This window comes from Planctomycetota bacterium (genome assembly GCA_038746835.1).
Lineage (GTDB): Bacteria > Planctomycetota > Phycisphaerae > Tepidisphaerales > Tepidisphaeraceae > JBCDKH01.
Genome location: JBCDKH010000029.1, coordinates 1 through 21,432, shown reverse-complemented (window position 1 = coordinate 21,432; position 21,432 = coordinate 1). Strand labels below are relative to the sequence as shown.

Here is a 21,432-nt window from a genome sequence, read left to right as displayed (position 1 = left end):
GTTGCTTGCCTGAAGCTGGAGACGTCGTTCACTCGTCGACTTCCGCGATGCTCTTGACATGCACGTCCGCCAGCTGGGCGTCGTCGACGCGGGCGGGGGCGTCGAAGAGGAGGTCGGTGCCGCTTTGCGTTTTGGGGAAGGCGATGACGTCGCGGATGTTGTCGAGGCCCAGCAGGACCATGATGACGCGGTCGAGGCCGAGCGCGATGCCGCCGTGGGGTGGGGCGCCGAACTTGAGGGCTTCGAGCAGGAAGCCGAAGTTCTGCTGCTGGCGTTCCTCGTCGATGCCGAGGGCGGCGAGCACCTTCTTCTGGACGTCGTAGCGGTGGATACGGATCGACCCGCCGCCCAGCTCGGAGCCATTGACGACCAGGTCATAGCCGACGCTCTTGATGCCCAGCAGCGTGGCCTTGTCCGTCGACGACAGCTTCTCGACGTCGGCCTCGTCGGCGAGGGCGGTGAACGGGTGGTGCGTGTACGTCAGCCGGCCGGTCTTCACGTCCTCGTCGAAGGCGGGGAAGTCGACGACCCACGTCCAGGCGAACTTGGTCTTTGGCGCGATGCCGCGATCTTCGGCAATTTTCAGACGAAGCTCGCCAAGAACCTTGTGGACGATGCGCGGGCGATCGGCGGCGAACGCGAGCAGATCGCCGTCCTTGGCACCGGTCCGCTCCAGCAGCTCGGCCGTGACGGGTTCGAGGAACTTGGCGACGCCCGTGTCGAGCTTGCCGTCGACGACCTTGGTCACCGCCAGACCCTTCGCGCCGTAGCCCTTGGCCCAGTCGGCAAGCGAGTCGGTCTCCTTGCGGGTCATCGCCGCACCGCCGTCGACGACGATGCACTTGACCATCGGTGCGGCTGAAAACACCTTGAAGTCGGTCTTCTGGCCGATGTCGGTCACGTCGAACAGCGGCATGTCGAACCGCAGGTCCGGCCGATCACTGCCGTACTTGTTGACGGCCTCGTCGTAGGTCATGTGCGGAATCTGGGCCGGCAGGTCCTCGCCGATCGTTTCACGCCAGACCGCACGCACGACGTCTTCGGTCACGGCCAGGACGTCTTCCTGCGTGACGAAGCTCATCTCTAGGTCGAGCTGCGTGAACTCCGCCTGCCGGTCGGCCCGCGGGTCTTCGTCGCGGAAGCAGCGGGCGATCTGCATGTACTTGTCACAGCCGCCGACCATCAGCATCTGCTTGAAGATCTGCGGACTCTGCGGCAGGGCGTAGAACGCACCCGGCGACAGGCGGCTCGGCACGAGGAAGTCGCGCGCGCCTTCCGGCGTCGCCCGCGTCAGGTAGGGCGTCTCGACCTCCAGGAAGCCGTGATCGTCCAGCACCCGGCGGATCGCCTGCATCGCCTTAGACCGCGTGCGCAGGATCTCCTGCATCTTCGGCCGACGCAGGTCGAGGTAGCGACTTTCGAGGCGACGCTCCTCATTGACCTTCGGGTCGTTGATCTGGAACGGCGGCGTGGGCGACTCGCTGAAGACGGTCAGGCTGCTGGCCATGACCTCGATCTCGCCGGTGGCGAGCTTCTCGTTCTTCTTGTCCTCGTCGGACTTGCCGGTGCGTTTGATGACCTTCCCGTCGACGCCGATGCACCACTCGCCGCGGAGCTTGCGGGCCTGCTCCAGAACGTCCTGGCCGCAGAGGTCGGCGTCGAAGGTGACCTGGGTGATGCCTTCGCGGTCGCGCAGGTCGATGAAGACCAGATTGCCGTGGTCGCGGTAGTTGCCGACCCAGCCCGCCAGCTTGACGACGGAGCCGATGTCGTCGGCGCGCAGCTGGCCGCAGGTGTGCGAGCGGAATGACGGCGAAAGGGCCTGAGACATAGCGCGGCAGCGTATGCAACAAGCTGCAGCTTCAGTTGAACCGGCGAAAGACCGGCTGCACGGGCCGGCCGACGAGATGGTGCTCGACGCCGTCTTCCAAAGCCCGGCGGTACGTCGGCAGGATGTCGGCGATCAGGTCGATCGTCCGATCGATCGCCGCGTCGTCGTGGGCGGCGCCGACGACGAGGTTGGGCGCGATCAGCCCGCGGCGGACCGATTCCTGCAGGAAGAGCGTGCGGAACGGCTGGCTTCGCTGCCCGTCGGCGTCTTTGGTCACGTAGACCAGGTTCGACGGATGGCCCTGCGTGTGGAAGTGGTCGAAGATGCCCTCGGCCTTGGCCGCGTCGTCGATGCCGGCGGCGAGGCGTCGGCCCGCGGCAGCGAGGCGGGCAGGGACGTCTTCGTCCCGGCAGATCTTCATCGTCTCGATGCTCGCGGCCAGGCAGTGCGTCTCGCCGCCGTGAGTCAGGCTGAGCAGGAAGACGCGCTCCTCGTCCGTCGTCAGCCCGCCGCGTTCCATGAACTGGCGCTTCCCGGCCAGTGCGGCGACGCTGAAGCCGTTGGCCATGCCTTTGCCCCAGGTCGTGAGGTCGGCATCGACGTCGTGCAGGCCGTGCCCACCGTCGACGGCCAGCCGGAATCCGGCGATCGTCTCGTCCACGATCAGCAGACAGCCGTGACGCGTGCACAGCTGCCGGACGGCCGCGAGGTAGCCCGGCTCCGGCACCTCGTCGCGCTCGGCTTCGAGCATGACGCAGGCAATGTCGTGGCCGCGTGTGTTGAGCAGGGTTTCGAGGGCTCCGACGTCATTGAACGGGAACCGCACCGTCAGTTCTGCCTGCTCAGGCGGGATGCCGGCGTCCATGTCGACGGTGCCGATGAACCAGTCGTCGACGCTGAAGAACGGCTGCGACGAGCAGACGGCGACGAGCTTCTTGTCCGTGATCGCCCGAGCCAGCTTAACGGCTGCGGTGGTTGCGTCCGAGCCGTTCTTGGCGAACTTGACCATGTCGGCCGACGGCACGCAGTCGAGAAACGTCTCCGCCGCCTCCAGCTCAATCGCAGCCGGGCGGGCGAAGTTCGTGCCGTTCCACAGCGCGTCCTGCGCTGCCTGGCAGACCCGGCACTCACTGTGTCCAAGCGTGACGCTGCGGACGCCTGCGCCGTACTCGATGTACTCGTTGCCGTCGAGGTCCCAGACCCGGCAGCCCTGACCACGGGCGATGACGGGAGCCAGGCCGAGGGCGTATTGGTCGTCGCCCTTGGCGTACGTGTGGGCCGCGCCGGGAATGACGGCGTGCGCTCGCTGCTGGTGCCGAATGCTGCGGGAGAACATACGCGTTGGCGCCTGCACGCTTCCGGAATCGACGGTTGGGTCGAGCGCGCGGTGCATGCCTGTGGATCGACGCGAACGGGGTCCGACTTGCGAGCGGACGCAGTCTTCGAACGGTCGTGAGGTCGTTCTTGTGCGTCGGTGGTGGCAGTCTTCGAAGATCCTCGCTTCTGGATGACGTCGTCGAAGCCTTCGTCACCCCCAGGCACATCCCGACACCGAAGAAATGACATACCCGGGCTGCTGGCGTTCGGAGGAAAGGACCGATAACTTGAAAGCCGCGTGAGCCGCACCTCGCGCCGTGGCATGGACGCCCGGCCGGCGACTCGTCTGCAAACGCCACACGGAGGTGTTCGGCCTTGTCTGACGTCCTGGACCAATCTGAAATCGACGCCTTGCTCAGCGCGGTCGACGGCGGAGGCGTGGACCTCGGTGCCGTCGCCGATGAGGCCGACGAGGCCGAGATCAATGTCCAGACATACGACTTCAAACGCCCCGAACGCGTCGGCAAGGAACAGGCCCGCGCCCTCGAAACCCTCCACGACGCCTTCGCCCGAAACTTCGGCGCGGCACTCTCCGGCTATCTCCGGACCATCGTCGAGGTCAGCGTCAGCCACATCGAACAGCTCAGCTACAGCGAGTTCATCCACTCGCTGCCGAACCCGACCTGCTTCAACCTGATTGGCTCCGAAGAGCTCGACGGCAAGCTCTGTCTGGAGATCAGCCCGCTCATCGTCTACCCGATCATCGATCGCCTGCTCGGCGGATCGAACGCCGACCTTTTCATTCCGCAGCGGCCGCTGACGCAGATCGAGCAGCGACTGGTCCAGCGCGTCACCGACCGTGCGACGCACCACCTGGGCGAGGCGTGGAGTCAGATCGTCCCGGCTGAGTTCAAAGTCGTCGACTTCGAGAGCAACCCGCAGCTCGTCCAGATCGTCCCGCCCAACGAGACGGTGGTCGTCGTTGGCTTCGAGATCAAGATGGGCCATCGCGCCGGCACGATGTCGCTGTGCATTCCGTACCAGGCGATGGAGCCGATTATGAGCCGCGTGAGCCAGCAGAGCTGGTTCAGCTACGAAAACCGTCGCGGCCCGGGCGACGCTGGCGAGAAGAAGCTCGCCAGCGGCCTCGAGTCGGCTGCCGTCGAGCTCAAGGCGACGCTGGCCAAGACGACGATCACGCTGTCGGAGCTGATCAACCTGCGTCCGGGCGACATCCTGACCACCGAAAAACCCGAGAGCACCGACGTCGTCATCGACATTGCCGGCCGAAACAAGTTCACCGGCCGCATCGGTCAGTTCCGCGGCAACAAGGCCATCCGCCTGACCCGCGTCGTCCGCGACACCCGATCGCCCTCCGAGCCACTTCCCGCGCCCGAGGCCAAGCCAACGACCCAACCAGCCACAGCAGCGGCTTAGGCCGCAGCTGGCGTCACGGTCGAAGGTGCCCGTCGCCGGTGACGATCCACTTGTAACTGCACAGGTCGCCCGCGCCCATCGGGCCGCGGGCGTGGAGTTTGTCGGTGCTGATTCCGATTTCCGCACCCAGCCCGTACTCGCCGCCGTCGGCGAAGCGGGTGCTGGCGTTGACCGTGACGCTCGCCGAGTCGACGCCGGCGACGAACGCCTCGGCCGCCTGCGTGTCGCGCGTCAGGATGCCGTCCGTGTGCCGGCTGCCGTGGCGGTTGATGTGAGCGACGGCCTCGTCGAGCGAGCCGACCACCTTGAGCGAGACGATCAATGCGAGGTACTCCTCGTCCCACTCGGCCGGCTCGACGGGCTTTGCGCTCGGCCAGGCCTCGCGGACCGCGTCGTCGCCGCGGACGTCGACGTCCGCCGCCGCCAGGGCGTCGCACGCGGCGGGTAGCAGCGGCATGGCCTCGCGATGGAAGAGGACGTGCTCGACTGCGTTGCACACGCCGCCGCCGGGGTAGCTGGTCTTGGCGTTGACGAGCATGTCGGCGACGGACTTCTCGCCGTCGCTCCACGTCGCAGCATCGGCATGGACGTACAGGTGACAGTTGCCGTCGAGGTGCTTCAGAACCGGCATCCGCGCCGACTCGGTCACGGCCTGGATAAGCCCCTTGCCGCCGCGAGGAATGGCGACGTCGATCGCATCGCCGTGGGCGAGCAGCATCGGCACGAGTTCGCGGTCCGGCCGGTCGACGAGCTGGACGCTGTTTTCCGGCAGGCCGGCTTCGATGATCGCCTCGCGGATCGGCGCGAACAGGGCGGCCGCGGAATGGGCGGCTTCCTTCCCGCCGCGCAAGATCACGGCGTTGCCGCTCTTGAGGCACAGCGCCGCCGCGTCGGCCGTGACGTTGGGCCGGCTCTCGTAGATGAACAACACCACGCCCAGCGGGACGGCTCGCTTCTCCAGTCGCAGGCCGTTCGGCCGGACCTCGCCGTGGAGCACTCGGCCGAGCGGATCGGGCTGATCGGCGATCTCGCGAAGCGCTTTTGCGATCTTGGCGACCTTCGCCGCGTCGAGCTTCAACCGCCCGACCGTCGCCGCCGGCAGATCGACGGCAGCGTCGAGGTCTTTGGCGTTGGCTTCGAGGATGGCGTCGACGCGCTCCTCAATCTTCGCCGCCGCCGACCGAATCGCCGCGGCCCGCTTCTCGCCGCTCTCCTTCATCAGCACGAGCGACGCCTCCCGCGCTTGGTCGGCAAGTTCGTTCGCGTATTGCTCCAGTTCCGTCATCGTCCGGAGGTTAAACGCAAAGACGCAAAGAGGCGAAGGACCGCAAAGCCAGAAAAAGAAGAGGGTGGTGGAGCTTGTTACTCCACCACCCACACTTTCTTAACCTTTGCGGTTCTTTGCCTCTTTGCGCCTTTGCGTTAGAAGCCAACGGCTCCCACTGCTCAGTTACTAGAACGCGAAGTGCGCGAACGCCTTGTTCGCCTCGGCCATGCGGTGGGTGGTCTCACGCTTGGACATCGCTTTGCCTTCCTTGTTGAAGGCGCCGGTGAACTCGTCGGCGAGGATCTTGCTCATCGGTCGGCCGCTCTCGGCACGGCAGGCTTCGAGGATCCAGCGAATCGCCAGCGACTGCTGACGCTTCTTGTTGACCTGCATCGGCACCTGGTAGTTGGCACCGCCGACGCGCTTGCTGCGGACCTCGACGTACGGCTTGACGTTGTTGATCGCCTGCTCGAAGACCTCCACCGGCGGGGTGTCGGCGATCTTCTGCTGGACGAGGTCCATCGCGTCGTAGAACACCTTCTGCGCGACGAGCTTCTTCCCGTCGAGCATGAGGCAGTTGATGAACTTGCTGACCAGGACGCTGTTGAAGCGGGGGTCGGGCTTGAGCTGGGCGGCGCTGGCGGTGAACTTCTTGTAGGCCATCGGGTGCTGATCGTGAGGTGAGAGGAGAAACCGGGCCTACTTGCCCTTCTTGGTGCCGTACTTCGAACGGCCTTGCTTGCGGTCGTTGACGCCCAGCGTGTCGAGCGCTCCGCGAACGATGTGATACCGAACACCCGGCAGGTCGCGAACGCGGCCGCCACGGACCAGGACGATGCTGTGCTCCTGAAGATTGTGCCCTTCGCCCGGGATGTAGGCGGTGACTTCCTTGCCGTTGCTGAGTCGCACGCGGGCGATCTTCCGCAGGGCGGAGTTGGGCTTTTTGGGCGTCAGGGTCTTCACCTGGACACAGACCCCGCGCTTCTGGGGCGACTGCTCGAGGTCCTTGACTTTGTTGATAGCCGCCAAGGGTTTACGCGGCTTCTTGATGAGCTGGTTGATCGTCGGCATGTTCGGGCGCTTTGCGGATCCGAAGGGTCTCTGGGTGGTCTCGCTGGCCATTCCAGCGGGACGTGCACGCTAGGCGGGCCGTCGGGAGGCGGCAACAGGCGACACAAGGCCGATCGGCCGCGATGGCGGGGTGGATTGTCGCCCGGTTTCGCCTTGAGGCTGGTCGATGTGGCTTGTAATATTCTGCGGGCCCGGTCTGGGGCCGACTTTTACTATGGCTCTGAAACCAAAAACCCTCCTTCTGCTGACGGCCACGCTCGTCGCGGCTCTTGCACTCGTCGTCGCTCTGCCCACGGCCGGAGCGGCCTCGGCACCCGATGCGGCGGTCGAGATCGAACTCGAAGACGGCACCTTCCTGACCGGCCACCTCACGCCGATCAGCGCCCGCACCGCCTCGATCGCGACCACCGACGGCCGAAAGCTGCTCATCCCCGTCAAGCGCATCAAAACCGTCAACGGCCTGCCCTACGGCGTCGACGCGAACGACCGGAACGCGGGCGTCAAGCAGACCGATGCGGGCAGAGACTTCACCAAGATTCGCGACCGGGCCGACCGCGTGAGCGAGCCGGTCCAGGCCGTCGACATGTGGGAGCGGTTCCTGTCGCGGACCGACCTTCCCGAAGGCGTCCGTGCCTCGGCCGAGGCAGAACTTTCCGTCTGGAAAACGCGCTACCAGGAAGGTGCCGAGAAGGTCCGCGGCCAATGGATCGGCGGCGACGAGCTCAAGGAGATGAAGGAGACGGCCAATGCCCTCGTCGAAGAGGCATTGAGCATCGAGCTGACGAACCCGACCGACGCGATGCGGAAGTACCAGCAGGCGCTGGCCGCTTATCCGAACGCGTTCCGTCCGCACTACCGACTGGCGTACGTCAAGTACCACCAGGGTGCCGGGCAGATCGGTGGCAATCGCATTCTCGCCGAGGCCGAGCGGCACGCCCGCGCAGCACTCCGCCTCCAGCCGAGGCTGCCGGCGGTGCTCAGCAGCATGGGTGCCCTCGTCTTCGTCCGAGAGGATTACGAGCGAGGGCTCGAGTACATGCTCGAGGCCGTGGAGATCGCTCCGACCGATCTGACCTGCGGCAACCTGCTCAAGGCAGTCGACGACATTCCGGAGAACTTCAAGACGGCCAACCCGCGGATGCGTGCGATCGCGCTGAGGGCAGAGCTGCTCCGCGAGACGTATAACGCGAACGGCGAGCTGCTCTGGATCGAAGACTTCCGCCACGGCAGCGACATCACCAACCCCGACGACCCGGACACCGGCCCTCCCGGACTCCGCGGCAATGGCTCGGGCTGGTTCATTTCGGCCGACGGCTACGTCGTGACCAACCGTCACGTCGCCGAGACAGACGAGGGCTTCTACTACCGCGTGCGGATGAGCACGAAGGACGATGACGGCAACTTCATCGAGTACCCCGCTCGCTTCGTCGCAGCGGATGACAAGTACGACATCGCACTGCTCAAAGTCGAACACCCGGCCGGTGAAGACTTCAACTATTTCTACCTGCTTGAAGACGACGTCCCGCCGGTTCAGGCAGACGTGATGACCGCGGGCTATCCGACCACGGGGACGGGCAACTTTGTTTTCCAGACTGCACGTGGGACGGTGAGTTCAAACGACACGAGCGACGAGGACTTCGATCTGTTCCTCGACATGAAGACCACCCAAGGCAACTCCGGTGGCCCGATCTTTGATCGGAACGGTCACGTCATCGGCATCACAACGGCTTATCGCAAGGTGTACGACTCGATCATCTCCCTGGCGGTCGGACCGCGTCAGATTCGTGATTTCTTCTCCGATGTCGACGAGGCTCCGTCGCTCAGCTACGACTCGGCGACCGACCGTGAGTTCGACGCAGTCGAACTGGCTGCTGAAGTTCGGTCAAAGACGGTCCTCGTCCTCATCTTCGCCGGCGAGGCCGACGAGATCGAGGAAATCAACGACGACGCGGATGATGGTGATGCCGACGACGGCGACACCGATGACGAGCCGGAGTCGGAGGGGTAGCCAAGCTCCGCCACTTTTGAAGTCAGCCTGAACAAGCCCGCGGCTCATGTGCCGCGGGCTTTCTTCTGTCAACAGGTTGAAGCGTGCGGTCAAAGAAACCGTCAAAGCGGAAGCGTTTCGCCCGTCACGCGCCGATCGACTCGGGCACTTTCAGCGTCGCTGCGTCGATGGGTTGGAGTTCGGGCAGGGCCTTCTTCTCCTCGGTGCCGAGTTCGCGCATCTTGCGGGCGGCGACGAGGAGGCGGGATTCGAGTGAGCGGATGGCTTCGTTGTACGTCTGAACAGCGCCGTCGAGCGACTTGCCAACGCCGCCGAGGTGCGTGGCGAAGACGGCGACGCGGTCGGCCAAGTCGCCGCCGAGGGCCTTGATCTGTTCGATGTTGTCCTCCATCTCCTTCTCTCGCCAACCGGTCGCGACGGTCTTGAGCAAAGCCAGCAGCGTCGTCGGCGTCGCGATGATCACGCCCTCGGCGTAGGCGTCCTCCAGCAGCGACGGATCGTGCTCGGCCGCGGCGTAGATGAGGGCCTCGCCGGGCAGGAACATCACGACGAAGTCCGGCGTCCGCTCAAGCCGCTGCGTGTACTTCTTCGTGCCCAGCTGCATCGCCTGACGCCGCACCGCCTTGGCGAACAGCTCCAGGTGACGCCGCTTCTCGTTGGCGTCGGTCGCCTCGCACGCCCGCAGAAAATCGTCGGCCGCGTACTTGGCGTCGATGACAATGTTGCGATCGCCCGGCAGGTGGACGACGGCATCGGGTCGCAACGAGCCTGCCTCATCATCGGCGGCGACATGCGCCTGCTCGGTGAAGTCGCACCGGCCGGACATGCCGGCCAGTTCCAGCAGACGCCGCAGCGTCGACTCGCCCCACTGACCACGCGTGCCGGGACGCGACAGGGCGGTCGCGAGGGCACCGGTCTGCTGGTCGAGCCGCTTGCCCGCCTCGGCCACCTCGACGAGCCGCTCACGGACATCGACGTACGCCTTAGTTCGGGCCTCCTCGATTGCCTTGAGCCGCTCCTGGTAACCCTCCAGCACCTCACGCAACGGCTTGACCTGTGCGTCGATCGCCTTCTGCCGCTCGCCGAGGTCACCCTTGGCCTCGGCCTGCAGGGCTTCGAACCGCTGGCTGGCCAACGCCAGGAACTCCTCGCGATTCTTCGTGAGTGCATCACGACTCAGGCTCGTGAACGCGTCCTTCAGCGCGGCCTGGCTCTTCTCGAACCGCTCCCGCTCGGCCTGCAGGTCGACGTCGAGGGCCTCGAGCTTCGCCAGCGCCCGTTCGAGCCGGCCACGCGTCTCGGCGTGCGACTGCTCGACCTCGTCCTTCGCGGTGACGGCGGCGGCGTGGCGTTGGCGTTCGGCCGCGAGCTCGTCGTCCCGCGCGGCCAGACGTTCGGCGAGGCGATCGCGCTCGCCACGGGCCTCGTCCAACGCCGCGTCGGCCGCCTTGAAATCGGCGGAGACGGCATCAAGTCGCGTCTGCAGGTCGCCCGCACGCTGCGTCGCGACCGCCGCCTCGCGCTCGACCGCCGCGGCACGACGTCCCGCCAGCAGCCAGCCGATGGCCGCACCGAGTCCCAGCCCCGCAACGCCGGCCAGAATGATCCACAGAGCCGTCATGCCGCGACGTTACCGCGCCCGCCCGACGCAGGGCAAACAGCATCCGAACGCGTCACCGATCTCGCCGTCGCAGCTCCTGCTGTCGCATCGGCATCGCGTCGATCGCTGCGAAGACGTCGTCCAACTCGACCGGCTCCGCGTACCGATCCTTCGCGCCTCCATCGAGGCCAACAAGCACCACGAGAAAGTCGTCGGCAGCGACGTCGAATCGCTGTCGGATCACCTCCGCCGACGCACCGTCGAACGCACTCACGTTGGCTCCCGGCATCTGCACCGCGCCGCCGTCGGGAAAGACGCGGATGACCTGGAGATCACGTTCCAGCAGGTCCGGCACGCACTCGGCAAAGCGCCGGTTCTGCTCCGCCAACCTCGAATCGTCACGATCGGCAAAGACCAGCAGCAGCCGGCTGTCCCAGCGAAACTCGGCCAAGTCGATCGGCGGTGGGGCGTTCGTTTCCATCGGCAGCGCGGCAGACTCCGGCACCGGCGCGGCCGGCTCGCTGCAACCGAGCAACGCGACCGACAGCAAAAGCGCGCACCGCATCGGTGCTTCGTACCAGACCTGCCGAAGTCACGCAGCGCGAAGTCTGTCGTCGTCGGCCCGTACCGTTCGACATGGGACTTCTTGCCGGACTCTTTGTGGGCCTGCTCGTCGGGCTCGCGGTCGGCTATCGCGTCGGGGCGTCCAGGTCGCAACCGTCGCGGCCTGCGACTCCGAGTCGTGCGTCAAAGATCGACCTGGCCGACCTGGAAATGCGGGCCAAGGTGCGAGGTGCGTTCGACCTCGCGGCCGTCGTGGATCGACTCGGCAAGATCGACTCGCGCGTCCGCGGCCTGGGCGCCAGCGACTCGTCGGGTCGGCTGATCGAGCTGTTCGACGCGACCGCCGCCTCGTGCGTCCGGGCGTATGACCTGAATGACGCAGCACGCAAGCTGACGACCAGAGAGTCGAAGGACAAGGTCCTCGCGGAGCAACGTCAACTCGTGGCCGAGGCCTCGACGGCCATCGACGCGATCGAGCACGGCGTCGACCGCATTCAAGCCGCCGCCGCCACCGCCGGCGCAGCCGACGACGCCGAAGCCCTCGGCGAGCTCAACCGCGCCCTCGACCGCCAACTCGACGTCGCCCGCCGCGTTGACCAACGCATGGCCGAGCTCGAGGGACGAGCCAAGGGCGACCTGTCCCATCACGAGCGATACGTCACGGGTGGCTAGTTTCAAGCGGGCGGCTTCTCACCAGATGATCGGTGACGGTGATGAAGTGTCCGGGTTGATGGTGAGAGATCGTCGGAAGCACGTCTCGAACCCGTGTCACTCGAGTGCCTTCGTCGGGCGCTGACAGACGCAGAAGAATGACGCCGAACGCGGGGAGCTCGAGGCGAAAAACCAGCTCACCAAAGCCCTTATCTTGCGTCAAAATGAGCCGTTCCTCCGCAAATGCAAGACGAAGCAGCTCGTCGTCAGGCATTGCCGGTTCGAGGTGAACGGCCCACAGAACGTCGTGCCCCTGCTCCTGGAGCATCGCGACCATCTCTGAACTGATGTGCGCGTCAGCTAAGAAGTTCATGCTGAAAGCAGCACCTCGTCCTGACGAACCGTCGAGACCGCGTAGGCGAGCGCAGCCTGGATCATCGACTCCGTCAGTGGCGGATGGCTCGCGACGAGCGACTCCGCTCGAGCACCTTGGGAAAGCCGCTCAAGGACGAACTCGACGGTCAGGCGCGTGCCTTTGAAAACGGGTCGGCCCCCTGCGACGCCCGTTCGTCGTTCGATGTGGTCTCGCCAGTCCATGCTTCGATGATACGGAATCAGGTCGCTGGCGTGACTTCGGCAATCCGCGCATCGGGGTCGCGACGCAGTTCGCCCAGGAGTCGTCTCCCGACGGTCGCGTGGAGGGCGACGTCGTCGCCGTCGTAGTCGCGGCTGTTGATGCGGGCTTCGCGTTCGAGCTTGGCCAGCAGCTTGCCGTCGCGGACGTCGACCTTGAGGCGGACGTCGCTGCGGGTGCCCTGGACGCTGCCATAGACGCTTTCGAGCAGCCGCTCCAAGCCGGCACCGGTCCGAGCGCTGACGGCAATCGCGTCGGGACGCAGGGCGAGCCACTCGTCGACGACCTCCCGACCCTCGGGCGTGTCGACTTTGTTCAAGAGCAGCACTTCCTCATTGTCGCCGGCACCGATTTCGGTCAGCACCGCTCGCACGCTCTCGTACTGCTGCCGAGCCCGCGGGTGGCCGACGTCGAGGACGTGGAGCATCAGATCCGCGTGGACCGCCTCCTCCAGCGTCGCCCGAAAGCTGGCCACCAGATCGTGCGGCAGGTCGCGGACGAAGCCGACCGTGTCGGAAAGCAGCACGTCGGTTCCACGCTCCAGGTTCCACGCCCGCGTCTTGGTGTCGAGCGTGGCGAACAGCTTGTCCTCCGCCAGCGTGCCGGCCGCGGTGAGCGTGTTGAAGAGCGTCGACTTGCCGGCGTTGGTATAGCCGACGAGGCAGGCGGTGAAGTGGTCGTCGCCGCGCCGCTCGACCTGACGGGCCTTGCGGGCCTGGACCTCGCTGATGCTGGCCTTGAGCTCGCTGATCCGCTTGCGGACGAGTCGGCGGTCGATTTCGAGCTGCGTCTCACCCGGGCCGCGCGTGCCGACGCCGATCGTCCCGCCGCCGGCGATGCGTTCGAGGTGGCCCCACATTTTCGTCAGACGCGGGTACGTGTACTCCATCTGCGCCAGCTCGACCTGCAGCTTGGCCTCGTGCGTCTGGGCGCGGTTGGCGAAGATGTCGAGGATGATCTCGCTGCGATCGAGCACCTTGACGCCCTGGCCGCGAGGCGACTTGAGGTGCGTGTTGACGATCTTTTCCAGCTGCCCGATCTGTCCCGGCATCAGCTCGTTGTCGAAGGCGATGAAGTCCGCGTCGAACGCCTTGGCGGCCTGGGCGATTTCGAGCGCCTTGCCGCTGCCGACGTAGGTGCCCGGGTCGACCTGCCGGCGGTTCTGGATGATCCGGCTGACTGGGGTCGCCCCGGCCGTCTGGCACAGGCTGGCCAGCTCGCCCAGCGGGTCGCGCGGGTCGGCCGACGAGTCGGGCAGCAGAACGCCCACGAGCACGCACCGCTCTTCCGACGCCTTCTTCTGTGTTCTGTTCAGTTCCTCCAAGACAGGACGTTATACCTGTCGATGTGTCGCTACGGACTCGATAGACTGCTGATGGAGGCTTCCCGATGACCTGCATGCCCTTCGACACCGGCACCGCGTGGATGATCCTCGGCCTGACGTTCGCCGGGTGGTACGTGCTCCGCAGCCTTCTCGTCGCCGGGTCGGGCAAGCGCCTGACGCCTGTCCAGCAAACCAAGCACTGCGCGAGCTGCCGACAGCACAACCCCGGGCACGCCCGCTTCTGCCGGTCGTGTGGCGATAAGCTCGCATCGTGAGCGAGGTCGTCGGACATCAGAATGTCGTCGAGCGACTCGGCAAAGCCCTTAGCGAGGGCCGTCTCGCGCATGGACTGCTCTTCGCCGGGCCGACGGGCGTCGGCAAGCGGACGACGGCCAACTGGCTTTCCAAGCGGTTTTTGGGCGACACGCCAGACGTCCACCGCCGCATCGACGCGGGCACACACGGCGACTTCCACGTCGTCACACGGCAGCTCGTCCGCAACTACGACAAGACCGGCAAGAGCAAGGCGATCCAGTTCACCATCGACGTCGTCCGCGGCGAGATCGTCGCGCCCGCCAACCGCGCCAGCATCGAAGGCGACGGCAAGGTTTTCGTCGTCGAGGAGGCCGAAACGATGAACCCGGCCGCGCAGAACGCGCTGCTCAAGACGCTCGAAGAGCCGTACGGGCGGACGCTCATCGTGCTGCTGACGGACAACCCGATGCGACTGCTGCCGACGATCCGCAGCCGGTGCCAGACCTTCGCCTTCGGCGAGCTGACCAAGGCCGAGACGACGGAGGTTCTGGCGAGGCACGAGGTCACCGCCGTCGACGCGGACGCGGCATACGAGGTCGCGGGCGGGTCGCCGGGCCGGGCGTTGTCGTTCCTGCGCACCGGCGTGGTCGCGAGGCGTCGGGAGCTGGTCGACCGACTGCAGCAGCGTCAGCCGATCGCGGACTTCCTGGTCGAGGCGGCAGGTGTCGCGGCGGAGGCGGCGCTGGAGGACGACCCGCTGGGCAGCAAGGACGCGTTCACCCGCGACGGCTTCCGCCTCTGGCTCGGCCTCGCCGCCGACCACGTGCGCCGCGACTTTGCCGCTGATCCGGAGTCGGCGTGCGACGCAATCGAAGCGATGCACCGGGCCGAGCGGTACCTGCTGGCCAACGTGAATCGCGATCTGGTGCTGCGACAACTCGACCTGACGCTGGTGGGGCGGCAGAAAGCTTGAAGGACGAAGCTTGAAGCTTGAAGACCAGAAGCGAAGTCTTTCCGGTCCTCCAAGCTCAGATGCCCGCCTCACCTCTCGATCTCGTTCGCGACGAACTGACCCGGCCGACGCGTGATCTGCCCAATGCGATCACCCTCGCCACCGTCGACGCGGCGGGGCGACCGCGGGCGCGAGTCGTTTTGCTCAAAGAGGTCGACGATCGCGGCGTCGTTTTTTTCTCGAACTACGAGAGCGACAAGAGCCGCGACCTCGAAGCGAATCCGCACGCGGCCGTCGCGGTCTACTGGCACGAGACGCTGACGCAGGTCCGCGTGGCTGGGCGTGTCGAGAAGCTGACGGAGGCCGAGAGTGACGCGTATTTCGCGACGCGTCCCCGCGGCAGTCAGATCGGCGCGTGGGCGAGCGACCAGTCGCGTCCGCTGGAGGACTTCGACGACCTCAAGCGTCGCGTCGCCGAGGTCGAGCGGCAGTACGAAGGCCAAGACGTCCCACGCCCGCCGCACTGGGGCGGCTGGCGCATCGTCGCCGACGACGTCGAAATCTGGAAAGACGGCGAGTTCCGCCTCCACCGCCGCGAGCGCTACCGCCTGGGCGTCGACGGCACCTGGTCGATGACGCTGCTCAATCCGTAGGTCGCGTCGTCGGCGTTGCGGGCAGGATGACCGGAACGCCCTCGGCGCCGACGGAGAAGAGCCGGCCGCGGTAGGTCGGCTGGGGCATCTTGGCACGAAGGGCGGCACCCTGCTGGTCGAGCGCGTCGGCCTCGGTGCGGAGGCGAGCCTGGTCGCGTTGGAGCTGCTGGTTCTCGCGTTGGACGTCGTAGTAGCTCTCTGGCAACGGCACGCGGACCAGGTTGCCCGAAGCGTCGCGGGCAACGCTGTTGCGCTCGATGCGTTCGAGGAACCGCTCGTTGTCGGCGATGCGGCGGGCGTTGAGGTCGATGTCGCCGACGAGCTCGTCGAACTGCTCCTTGAGCGTGTCAAACTCCGCCTGCAGCTCCGCACGCTCGGCGGCGAACTGGTCGGCAGTGGCCTGGTCGATCCAGTCGCTGCCCCAACGCGACAACCCACGCTCGGCCTGGATGGCTCGAAGCGCGGGCTCGTAGCGATCGAGCAAGCGAACGGCCCGGCGGGCGTGGCGCTGCTGAAGCTGGTCGGCGGACAACATCGCCAGGAGCTCGTGCAGATTGTCGAGCGTCACGCGCGTCTCCGGCGCGGCCTCAGCAGCGTCGGCGGCGAAGACCGCGGCACGCTCGGGACGCCCGAGCTCGGCCTGGATGAAGGCGAGGTTCAACAGCGTCGGCGCATGGTCCGGCACGTCGTCCCGGACCGAAGCGAAGTGCTGCCGGGCCGAGGCGAGCTGACCAGCCGAGAGGTCGAGCACGCCTTGCAGGTAGCGGCCCGAGACGTCCGTCGTCGGATGGCCGAGCAGTGACTCGACCAAAACGCGTGCCTGCGCGTCCTCGATCGCCACGGCCTGACGGGCAAGGTCGACCCGGCCCAGCGCCGCCTGCACATCCGCGTCGCGTTCGGCCGGCGTGAGCCAGGCGTCGCCGTGACGGATCAGCCCTTGGTCGACGCGTCGCTGCCACGTGTCGCGCTCGCGGCTGGCCTCGAAGACAACGTCGGGCAACAGGGCGGTCTTGAGGAACTCTTCGTACTTCGCGACGGCCATCGCGGGGTCATCGAGCCGCTGGACGACCCGACGCAGGGACGCGAGACGCTGGGCATCGAGCGAGGCCGCGTCATCGGCGTCATCGATCGTGTCGCGTCCGACGACATGGCGAACGACGCGTTCGATGGGAACGAATCGCTCCTTGCCGTCGGCCTTGACGACGTAGCCGTCCCGCCCGGGCTCGCGGACGCGCTCGACTTCGCCGGCGAGGTTCGAGCCGTCGTCGAGCACCAGCACATCGCCCGACGTGACGCCGGCGAGGAGGAGTGTCGCAAGGAGAATGCGGTGCATCACGGCCCTTTCAGCCGGACGTCGTTAAGCGTCCAGTCGTACTCGGTGAACTCAATGGCCGGCTCTTCCTCGGGCAGGTCCAGCAGCGGCCGGACGTAGCCGTAGACCGAGCCGGCAGCATCGACGAAATCCTGGCCGTACCAGTCGTAGAGCGGCGTGAGGAAGAGCGTGTCGCCGTCGTAGCGGACGAACTTCTCGTCGGTGTGGACGAGTCGCTCCTGCTCAGCGAGCTGCTTGTTCAGCCGGTTGCCGACGTACGCCTCCGCCCGAAGCGGCGGACAACTCGCGGCCGCACAGTTGACGGCCCAGTGGATGCGCGGCTCGTCGAAGTCGGCACGAATCCAGTTGTTCTCAAGCCCGTTGAGCGAGACCTGCTGGCCGGCGAGCGTGAACCGCTTTCGCTCAAACGGCTCTTCGATGTCTTCAAGAACATGCTCGACGTTGCCGGCGTCGAGGACCATCTGGAGCATGAAGGCGTTGTAAGCGTTGATGAGCGTCGCCAGCCGATCGTCGTTGGCCATGCCGTCGAGGTCGACGGTTGCGAGGTAGTCGACGTAGGCGTCGAGGGCGGTTCGGCTCAGGCGAAGCTGCTCGTAATCGACGAAGCCGTCGCCGTCGACGTGTTCGCGAAGCAGGGCGTCGTAGCCACTAGTCGCATCGCTGTCCTCAGTCATCGACGCCGGGAGGAAGAACGTCGCCAAAAGCAAAACACCGAGGCCGAACACGAGAACTCGTCCCATGGGCGAATGGTACGGCTTTTGGCGAGCCTGCGAAGCGCTCGCGGTAGGATCGGCCATGACGACCGCTGTGTCCGAGCCTGAGTCGCCCGTGGCCGACGCCGCCACGCCGGTGGATGTCGCCGATTCCGTCAACGCCGCCATCCTCGCCGTCTCCGAGGACGGCCTGCAGGGCTTCCAGCCCGACCCCTTCGGCGAGATCGCGTCGCGGACTCATATCGCCAAAGAAACCGTCGTCGAGCGCGTGCAGGCGATGCTCGACGCGGGCGTCATCCGTCGGGTTCGGCAGACGCTGCTTGCGACGAACCTCGCACGCGGGGCACTGGTCGCCTGGAAGGTCCGCGAGGGCAAGCTGCACGCGGCGTTCGACTGGATGTTCAAGAACGATCCGTTCACCGGCCACGTCGTGTGCCGCAGCACGGACCAGAAGATCGCCGGTGCGAAGTACCGCCTTTGGACCACGCTCAAGGTGCCCGTCGGCTACTCGATGCAGAAACACTGTGAAGAGCTCAAACGCCGCACCAAGGCCGACGCGTTCATGCTGCTGCCGGCCAAGAAGCTCTTCGCGCTGGGCGTCGGCCACGTCCGCCGCAAGGAGCTCCAGCCAGGCGACAAGACCGACGAGCCGGGTCGAGTGATCGACGTCGAGGTCACACCCGTTGCCGACAACGAGTGGCCGGTGCTGGAGGCGCTCAAGCGCGAGTTCACGCGCGACGAGCTCGCCGCCGATCCGATCTGGTCACCACGCGCCGCCGAGGCCGGCGTGTCGCTGGACGCCTTCCTCGCCAAAGCGAACGAACTCGCCGAACGCGGCGTCATCGGCCGGTTCAGCACGTTCCTGGAGCACTACAAGAAGCTCAAGACCGGCGAACGTGTCACGCGGTTCAATGCGCTCTTCCACTGGCGCGTGCCCGAGGGCCGACAGCTCGAAGCCGGCCGCGAGGTCGGGCGGTTCCACTGCATGACCCACGCCTACTGGCGCGAAGCCGGCGACGCCTTCGGCAATGTCAACCTCATGGGCGTCAGCCACGGCACCGAGAAAGACAAAGTCCTCGCCCACAAAGCCGCCATCGATGAGCACCTCGCGAGCCTCGGCATCGACGTCAGTTACACCAACGTCTTCTGGGGTGGCCGAAGCGAGATCAAACCGAGCGAAGTCTCGCCCGCCATCTTCCGCGACTTCTGGCAATCGCAAGGCGTCGACCCAGAGACCCTGCGGGACTGAGCATTAGATCAAAGACCGTGCCAGGGCCGCGGCGCCGATGATGCCGCTGTCGTCGCTGCGGAGCAGGACCAGCGGCGTGTTGGCCAGCGTGTCGTGCAATGCACTCGGGCCCGTCGCGTCGAAGCTCTCGGCCAGCAGTCGCGTCACGAGGTCGGCGTAGTGGTCGTAGAGCCGATTCAGAATGCCGCCACCGAAGATCATTCGACGCGTCGCCAGCGTGTCGAGCAGCAGGTTGCCGGCGCGGGCACCGACGAGGTGCAGAAACAGCCGGACGGCCTCGCGGGCGGCGATCGAATCGAGGCCTTCGACTTCGCTGCCGCTCGCGGCGGACGTCACGTCCATCGGCTCAGGTCGCCGGACACTCGTCGGTGCGTCGGGATCCGTGACGACCGCGTACAGCATTGGCAATGCCGGGCCGCTGCAGACCTGTTCCCAGCTCAGTCGGCCGTCGAGTGGGATTTCAAGCAAGTCCTGGAACGCGTCTCGGACGAAGTCGAGCGACGCGTTCGGCGGGCCGAAGTCGAGGTGACCGCCTTCGCTCGGGACCGGGAACCAGCCGCCTGGCGTCATCACGCGAAAGCCGGTGCCGAGTCCGGTGCCCGGCATGACGATGCCCTCAACGTCGCCTTCGCTCTTGCCGCCGCGGAGCTGGACCGTCTCGCACAGATCGACGCCGCTGATGTGCGCGACCATGTCGTTGACCAGCGTCACGCGTCCCGGCGGCAGGCCGAGCTTCTCTGCGACGGCCTCGTTGGTGATCGTCTCGCCGGGGCGGTTGGTCATGCGGACGTCGTGGTCGACCACGCGTCCCGCGACGCCGAGGCAACAGGCGACGACCGGGTCGCTCAGCTTGCCGATGAAGTCGGCCAGCGCCTCGACGATGGGCTTCTTGTCGCCGTAGGTCTCCTCCATCATCGCCGCGGCCTTCGTGTCGTCGCGGCGTACGACGCGGAGGCGAACGTTGGTGCCGCCGACGTCGCCGACGAGGAGGAGGTCGCTCATGCCCCACCGTAGAGCAGCAGCGGCATCCGTCATCCCGAGCGCAGCCGAGGGGACCTCGCCTATTCTCCCTTTCGACGCGCAATCGAGGTCCTTCGACTCGCTGCGCTCGCTCAGGATGACGGAACTGACGGTTCGCGGACATGCCCTTGTAAGCTGGCTTGATGGACTTCGATCACGCCAACACCCTGCTCATGGGCAACTACGCCCGACGCCCGATTTGCATGCAGCGGGGCGAGGGCACGCGGCTGTTCGACGACACCGGCCGCGAGTACCTCGACCTCTTCGCCGGCTTCGGCGGGGCGGTGCTGGGGCATTGCCATCCCGATCTCGTCCGGGCCGTACGCGAGCAGAGCGAGACGCTCTGGACCGTCGGCAACACATTCCACACCGAGCCACAGCTCCGCGTCGCCGAACACCTGAAATCCAAGGCGTTCGACGGCCGGGCGTTCTTCTGCCACGGCGGGCTCGACGCGAACGAGACGGCCGTCAAGCTCGCGCGTCGCCGCGGCAGCGCCAAGGGCCGTTACAAGGTCGTCACGTTCAACCAGAGCTTCCACGGCCGAAGTCTGGCGATGATCGCCGCGGGCTCGACCGAGGCCCACCGCGTCGGCTTCGGCCCGCCCGTACCGGGTTTCGTCCACGCCACCGGCGGCGACTTCGATGACCTCGTCCGACACGTCGACGACGAGACCTGCTCCATCATGTTCGAGCCGCTGCGAGGCGAAGGTGGCATGCTCGGCTATCCCGACGACTTTCCGGCCCAAGTCCGCGACTTCTGCACCGAGCGCGACATCACCCTCCACTTCGACGAAGTCTGGGTCGGCGGAGGACGCACCGGCAAGTGGTTCGGCCATCAACACTTCGACGGCGACGTGAAGCCCGACGTCATGACCCTCGGCAAGGCTGTCGGCGGCGGATTGCCCGTCGGGATCTGCTGGGCCGAGCCCGAACACGCCGAGCACCTCGTCCCCGGCACGCACGGCTCGACCCTCGGCGGCAACCCGATGTGCATGGCCGTGTGCGCGACGATCTTCGACGTCATCGAACGCGATGGCCTGCTCGACCACGCCACCCGCCTCGGCGACCTCGCCAAGGCCAAGCTCCGCGACGCCCTCCCCGACTGCGACGTCCGCGGCGACGGCCTGTTCCTCGGCATCGAACTGCCGGCCGACCCGACGAAGGACCTCGTCGCCGCTGGTTTGGAGGCTGGCGTCGTGATGAACGTCACGCAAAAGAACGTCGTCCGCCTCGCCCCGGCGATGGTCATCTCTGAAGACGACTGGGCCCGAGGCCTCGACCTGGTCATCGACGTGATCCACGCGTGAGACGGCACGAAACACCTCCGACATCCCGAGCGAAGCCGCGGGACCTTGGCTGTACCGAGCGAAAGCGACCGCGAGGTCGCTGCGCGGGTTGACCTGCGAGCCCCGAGCGTGAGCGAGCGGGTCCGATTCGGCTACCCGACCCGCTCGCGCACGCTCGGGGCTCGCAGGTCAACCCGCGCAGCGACCGCGCGGTCGCGTTCGCGCGGTACAGCCCAGGTCCCACCGCGTCGCGCGGGATGTCGGGGG

Annotated in this window: 21 protein-coding genes; 8 read left to right on the top strand and 13 right to left on the bottom strand. The window is 66.4% G+C overall.

The window, feature by feature from the left end:
• Positions 1-28 precede the first annotated feature (28 nt).
• Both aspS and AAGI46_05105 read right to left on the bottom strand, forming a co-directional pair.
• A complete protein-coding gene (aspS, locus tag AAGI46_05110) occupies positions 29-1,831 on the bottom strand; it encodes an aspartate--tRNA ligase (GenBank protein MEM1011584.1) in 1,803 nt (600 codons plus the stop codon).
• Positions 1,832-1,862: 31 nt separating this feature from the next.
• Entirely contained in the window at positions 1,863-3,167 is a 1,305-nt protein-coding gene (locus AAGI46_05105) for a glutamate-1-semialdehyde 2,1-aminomutase (protein ID MEM1011583.1), read from the bottom strand.
• 356 nt (positions 3,168-3,523) lie between these two features.
• Here AAGI46_05105 and fliM point away from each other — a divergent pair, with 356 nt between their 5' ends.
• Entirely contained in the window at positions 3,524-4,585 is a 1,062-nt protein-coding gene (gene fliM, locus AAGI46_05100) for a flagellar motor switch protein FliM (protein MEM1011582.1), read from the top strand.
• Between the two features lie 13 nt (positions 4,586-4,598).
• Here the strand turns inward: fliM and AAGI46_05095 are convergent, their stop codons facing one another.
• The 3 genes from AAGI46_05095 to rpsL form a co-directional block, all read right to left on the bottom strand.
• The gene (locus AAGI46_05095) at positions 4,599-5,870 is read right to left on the bottom strand and encodes a glutamate-5-semialdehyde dehydrogenase (GenBank protein ID MEM1011581.1); all 1,272 of its coding nucleotides are present in this window, start codon (positions 5,868-5,870) and stop codon (positions 4,599-4,601) included.
• 168 nt (positions 5,871-6,038) lie between these two features.
• Positions 6,039-6,515, bottom strand: a complete 477-nt coding sequence (gene rpsG / locus AAGI46_05090; protein ID MEM1011580.1) for a 30S ribosomal protein S7 — start codon at positions 6,513-6,515, stop codon at positions 6,039-6,041.
• A 36-nt stretch (positions 6,516-6,551) separates the two neighbouring features.
• Complete coding sequence (gene rpsL, locus AAGI46_05085; protein MEM1011579.1) at positions 6,552-6,923, bottom strand: 30S ribosomal protein S12; 372 nt, start codon at positions 6,921-6,923, stop codon at positions 6,552-6,554.
• Positions 6,924-7,137: 214 nt separating this feature from the next.
• Between rpsL and AAGI46_05080 the strand changes: the two genes are divergently transcribed.
• A complete protein-coding gene (locus tag AAGI46_05080) occupies positions 7,138-8,931 on the top strand; it encodes a trypsin-like peptidase domain-containing protein (protein ID MEM1011578.1) in 1,794 nt (597 codons plus the stop codon).
• A gap of 124 nt (positions 8,932-9,055) precedes the next feature.
• On the opposite strand, the gene rmuC is transcribed toward AAGI46_05080, so the two are convergent.
• Both rmuC and AAGI46_05070 read right to left on the bottom strand, forming a co-directional pair.
• Positions 9,056-10,552: a DNA recombination protein RmuC gene (rmuC, locus tag AAGI46_05075; GenBank protein MEM1011577.1), complete on the bottom strand. Its 1,497-nt coding sequence runs from the start codon at positions 10,550-10,552 to the stop codon at positions 9,056-9,058.
• Between the two features lie 52 nt (positions 10,553-10,604).
• The gene (locus tag AAGI46_05070; GenBank protein ID MEM1011576.1) at positions 10,605-11,096 is read right to left on the bottom strand and encodes a DUF4174 domain-containing protein; all 492 of its coding nucleotides are present in this window, start codon (positions 11,094-11,096) and stop codon (positions 10,605-10,607) included.
• A 71-nt stretch (positions 11,097-11,167) separates the two neighbouring features.
• Between AAGI46_05070 and AAGI46_05065 the strand changes: the two genes are divergently transcribed.
• A complete protein-coding gene (locus AAGI46_05065) occupies positions 11,168-11,767 on the top strand; it encodes a hypothetical protein (protein MEM1011575.1) in 600 nt (199 codons plus the stop codon).
• Here AAGI46_05065 and AAGI46_05060 read toward each other — a convergent pair.
• The 3 genes from AAGI46_05060 to hflX are packed head-to-tail and all read right to left on the bottom strand — an operon-like array spanning position 11,754 to position 13,704.
• Positions 11,754-12,083, bottom strand: a complete 330-nt coding sequence (locus tag AAGI46_05060; protein MEM1011574.1) for a DUF5615 family PIN-like protein — start codon at positions 12,081-12,083, stop codon at positions 11,754-11,756. The two genes, AAGI46_05065 and AAGI46_05060, sit on opposite strands and share 14 nt — an antisense overlap.
• A gap of 32 nt (positions 12,084-12,115) precedes the next feature.
• Positions 12,116-12,343 (bottom strand): DUF433 domain-containing protein, encoded by a 228-nt coding sequence (locus AAGI46_05055; protein MEM1011573.1) that lies wholly within the window; start codon positions 12,341-12,343, stop codon positions 12,116-12,118.
• Positions 12,344-12,360: 17 nt separating this feature from the next.
• Positions 12,361-13,704 carry a GTPase HflX gene (gene hflX / locus AAGI46_05050; GenBank protein ID MEM1011572.1) on the bottom strand — a complete coding sequence of 448 codons (1,344 nt, stop codon included), beginning with the start codon at positions 13,702-13,704 and terminating at the stop codon, positions 12,361-12,363.
• 65 nt (positions 13,705-13,769) lie between these two features.
• On the opposite strand from hflX, the gene AAGI46_05045 reads away from it, so the two are divergent.
• The 3 genes from AAGI46_05045 to pdxH are packed head-to-tail and all read left to right on the top strand — an operon-like array spanning position 13,770 to position 15,564.
• Positions 13,770-13,979, top strand: coding sequence for a hypothetical protein (locus tag AAGI46_05045; protein ID MEM1011571.1), 210 nt, complete (start codon positions 13,770-13,772; stop codon positions 13,977-13,979).
• Entirely contained in the window at positions 13,976-14,932 is a 957-nt protein-coding gene (locus AAGI46_05040; protein ID MEM1011570.1) for a DNA polymerase III subunit delta', read from the top strand. The genes AAGI46_05045 and AAGI46_05040 overlap by 4 nt, the downstream gene beginning before the upstream one ends.
• A 17-nt stretch (positions 14,933-14,949) precedes the next feature.
• On the top strand, positions 14,950-15,564 hold the full coding sequence (gene pdxH / locus AAGI46_05035) for a pyridoxamine 5'-phosphate oxidase (GenBank protein ID MEM1011569.1): 615 nt from the start codon (positions 14,950-14,952) through the stop codon (positions 15,562-15,564).
• Here pdxH and AAGI46_05030 read toward each other — a convergent pair.
• The gene (locus AAGI46_05030) at positions 15,554-16,897 is read right to left on the bottom strand and encodes a tetratricopeptide repeat protein (protein MEM1011568.1); all 1,344 of its coding nucleotides are present in this window, start codon (positions 16,895-16,897) and stop codon (positions 15,554-15,556) included. The genes pdxH and AAGI46_05030 overlap by 11 nt on opposite strands.
• Positions 16,897-17,637: a DUF547 domain-containing protein gene (locus AAGI46_05025; protein ID MEM1011567.1), complete on the bottom strand. Its 741-nt coding sequence runs from the start codon at positions 17,635-17,637 to the stop codon at positions 16,897-16,899. Before AAGI46_05025 ends, AAGI46_05030 begins: the two co-directional genes overlap by 1 nt.
• 55 nt (positions 17,638-17,692) lie before the next feature.
• On the opposite strand from AAGI46_05025, the gene AAGI46_05020 reads away from it, so the two are divergent.
• On the top strand, positions 17,693-18,859 hold the full coding sequence (locus AAGI46_05020) for an Lrp/AsnC family transcriptional regulator (protein MEM1011566.1): 1,167 nt from the start codon (positions 17,693-17,695) through the stop codon (positions 18,857-18,859).
• 3 nt (positions 18,860-18,862) lie between these two features.
• Here AAGI46_05020 and AAGI46_05015 read toward each other — a convergent pair whose 3' ends face one another.
• Positions 18,863-19,861, bottom strand: a complete 999-nt coding sequence (locus AAGI46_05015) for a glucokinase (GenBank protein MEM1011565.1) — start codon at positions 19,859-19,861, stop codon at positions 18,863-18,865.
• Positions 19,862-20,022: 161 nt separating this feature from the next.
• Between AAGI46_05015 and AAGI46_05010 the strand changes: the two genes are divergently transcribed.
• A complete protein-coding gene (locus AAGI46_05010) occupies positions 20,023-21,186 on the top strand; it encodes an aminotransferase class III-fold pyridoxal phosphate-dependent enzyme (GenBank protein ID MEM1011564.1) in 1,164 nt (387 codons plus the stop codon).
• Positions 21,187-21,432: the final 246 nt, after the last annotated feature.

Bases quoted from the DNA above. Each gene is read 5' to 3' on its own strand.
- aspS (MEM1011584.1), bottom strand. From the start codon at position 1,831: ATGTCTCAGGCCCTTTCGCCGTCATTCCGCTCGCACACCTGCGGCCAG.
- AAGI46_05105 (MEM1011583.1), bottom strand. From the start codon at position 3,167: ATGTTCTCCCGCAGCATTCGGCACCAGCAGCGAGCGCACGCCGTCATT.
- AAGI46_05095 (MEM1011581.1), bottom strand. From the start codon at position 5,870: ATGACGGAACTGGAGCAATACGCGAACGAACTTGCCGACCAAGCGCGG.
- rpsG (MEM1011580.1), bottom strand. From the start codon at position 6,515: ATGGCCTACAAGAAGTTCACCGCCAGCGCCGCCCAGCTCAAGCCCGAC.
- rpsL (MEM1011579.1), bottom strand. From the start codon at position 6,923: ATGCCGACGATCAACCAGCTCATCAAGAAGCCGCGTAAACCCTTGGCG.
- AAGI46_05080 (MEM1011578.1), top strand. From the start codon at position 7,138: ATGGCTCTGAAACCAAAAACCCTCCTTCTGCTGACGGCCACGCTCGTC.
- rmuC (MEM1011577.1), bottom strand. From the start codon at position 10,552: ATGACGGCTCTGTGGATCATTCTGGCCGGCGTTGCGGGGCTGGGACTC.
- AAGI46_05070 (MEM1011576.1), bottom strand. From the start codon at position 11,096: ATGCGGTGCGCGCTTTTGCTGTCGGTCGCGTTGCTCGGTTGCAGCGAG.
- AAGI46_05065 (MEM1011575.1), top strand. From the start codon at position 11,168: ATGGGACTTCTTGCCGGACTCTTTGTGGGCCTGCTCGTCGGGCTCGCG.
- AAGI46_05060 (MEM1011574.1), bottom strand. From the start codon at position 12,083: ATGGTCGCGATGCTCCAGGAGCAGGGGCACGACGTTCTGTGGGCCGTT.
- AAGI46_05055 (MEM1011573.1), bottom strand. From the start codon at position 12,343: ATGGACTGGCGAGACCACATCGAACGACGAACGGGCGTCGCAGGGGGC.
- AAGI46_05045 (MEM1011571.1), top strand. From the start codon at position 13,770: ATGACCTGCATGCCCTTCGACACCGGCACCGCGTGGATGATCCTCGGC.
- AAGI46_05030 (MEM1011568.1), bottom strand. From the start codon at position 16,897: ATGCACCGCATTCTCCTTGCGACACTCCTCCTCGCCGGCGTCACGTCG.
- AAGI46_05025 (MEM1011567.1), bottom strand. From the start codon at position 17,637: ATGGGACGAGTTCTCGTGTTCGGCCTCGGTGTTTTGCTTTTGGCGACG.
- AAGI46_05020 (MEM1011566.1), top strand. From the start codon at position 17,693: ATGACGACCGCTGTGTCCGAGCCTGAGTCGCCCGTGGCCGACGCCGCC.
- AAGI46_05015 (MEM1011565.1), bottom strand. From the start codon at position 19,861: ATGAGCGACCTCCTCCTCGTCGGCGACGTCGGCGGCACCAACGTTCGC.
- AAGI46_05010 (MEM1011564.1), top strand. From the start codon at position 20,023: ATGGACTTCGATCACGCCAACACCCTGCTCATGGGCAACTACGCCCGA.